This window comes from Vibrio sp. Vb1554 (genome assembly GCF_033344235.1).
Genome location: NZ_JAWPOJ010000128.1, coordinates 1 through 1648, shown reverse-complemented (window position 1 = coordinate 1648; position 1648 = coordinate 1). Strand labels below are relative to the sequence as shown.

Here is a 1648-nt window from a genome sequence, read left to right as displayed (position 1 = left end):
ATCCGCTAAGAAACCCAGAAGGCGGTTCGGTACTGGCGTGAATCAGCTCAACAACTTGCTCGGTAATTTTCCAACGACTGTCGCAAATTTTCTCTTTTTGCTGCTCCGTCCAACGTTTGTCTGCGATTGGTTCTCCTGCGAGGTTGATGACGGCATCTATGTTGTTGAGATCGGCGAGTTCATCAAGAGAAGCAAGGTACTCGATATTACCTAAATCAGCGTACTGCAAGTGCTGTTTGGCTTGGTCTGGCGATCGGGTCAGTAACACTATCTGATGAGTGGTGAGCAGTTTGAGTAACTCAGACCCTATAAACCCAGTTCCACCTGTAAGTAATATCTTCATAGCATCTCTTTGAATGTCAATATATTAGAACATTATAGTCGTTTTGCGCCTCGCTTGATCAGTTCCGATCTCCTTATCATGCGTTGTTCCATCTTTCAGATAAATTTTCGTGGTGGCTCATCCAGTTCACATATTAGGAAAATGTAACCAAATGTTAGTGGCGACATAAGGTTGTTCACGTTTGTGAGTAGAAATTTATGCCACACTGAGAGTAGATGATAAGGATATCACCGGACAGGTCTCGCCTTCAGAGCCAATAACTTGTTCGTCAAAGGGAGGATTTGCATGGAAGCACTCACTGCTTTGTTCCGCGCTCTGTTTAACAGTGCCCGCGATCTTCTTCCTATTGTAATTGTTATTACCTTCTTCCAATTGGTGGTTCTGCAAGAGCCTTTACCTAACTTGGTCTCGATTCTTTTTGGTTTGTTGTTGGTCATTTTAGGCCTGACGTTTTTTATTTTCGGGCTAGAACTCGGCTTGTTCCCCATTGGCGAAAATATGGCACAAGCCTTTGCTCGAAAGGGCAGTGTGTTTTGGTTATTGATTTTTGCGTTTTGCTTGGGGTTTGGAACCACTATCGCAGAGCCAGCATTGACTGCTGTTGCAGAAGAGGCCTCAGAGGTGGCGGCTGAAGGCGGGATGATCCCCAATTCCGAACAATCCATGACGGAGTATGGCGTTGGCCTGCGGATCACGGTGGCTTTTTCTGTTGGGATTGCGATTGTGATTGGGGTGCTGCGCATCTTAAAAGGGTGGCCAATTCATTACATGATCATCGGTGGTTATGTTGGCGTTGTGACTCTCACTTGGTTTGCGCCAGAGTCGATCATCGGCGTTGCTTACGACTCGGGTGGCGTGACCACGTCAACGATTACCGTCCCTTTGGTGACGGCATTAGGAGTAGGGTTAGCTTCGGCCATTAAAGGGCGTAACCCTATGGTGGATGGTTTTGGGTTGATTGCGTTTGCCTCTTTACTGCCAATGATGTTTGTCATGATTTATGGGATGGCCGTTACATGATTTCATTCGAACATTTCTTAGATACGTTGCTGTCCACCATTCGTGATGTGATCCCGATTGCGGCGATTATTTTTGGCTTTCAATTGGCTGTGCTGCGCCGCCCAGTGAATAACCTCAAAAAAGTGTTGCTCGGTTTTGCATATGTCATTGTTGGATTATCGTTGTTTTTACTCGGTTTGGAGATGGCATTGTTTCCGTTGGGCGAAACAATGGCGGTGCAGTTGACCGCTCCTGAATTCGTCCGAGAGTTTAAAGTCTCTATTGGGCAGGCGTTAGAGTGGGTCG

Annotated in this window: 3 protein-coding genes; 2 read left to right on the top strand and 1 reads right to left on the bottom strand. The window is 46.4% G+C overall.

The annotated features are described in order from the left end of the window. A partial coding sequence (locus R8N28_RS24245) for an NAD-dependent epimerase/dehydratase family protein (RefSeq protein WP_318183548.1) occupies positions 1-343 on the bottom strand: 343 nt, incomplete at its 3' end. A gap of 285 nt (positions 344-628) precedes the next feature. Between R8N28_RS24245 and R8N28_RS24240 the strand changes: the two genes are divergently transcribed. Then, positions 629-1363: a DUF1538 domain-containing protein gene (locus R8N28_RS24240; RefSeq protein WP_005478515.1), complete on the top strand. Its 735-nt coding sequence runs from the start codon at positions 629-631 to the stop codon at positions 1361-1363. Further along, a partial coding sequence (locus R8N28_RS24235; RefSeq protein ID WP_318183547.1) for a DUF1538 family protein occupies positions 1360-1648 on the top strand: 289 nt, incomplete at its 3' end. The genes R8N28_RS24240 and R8N28_RS24235, both read left to right, overlap by 4 nt.

Excerpts from the sequence above, each read along its gene's own strand:
- R8N28_RS24240 (WP_005478515.1), top strand. The coding sequence starts at position 629 with ATGGAAGCACTCACTGCTTTGTTCCGCGCTCTGTTTAACAGTGCCCGC.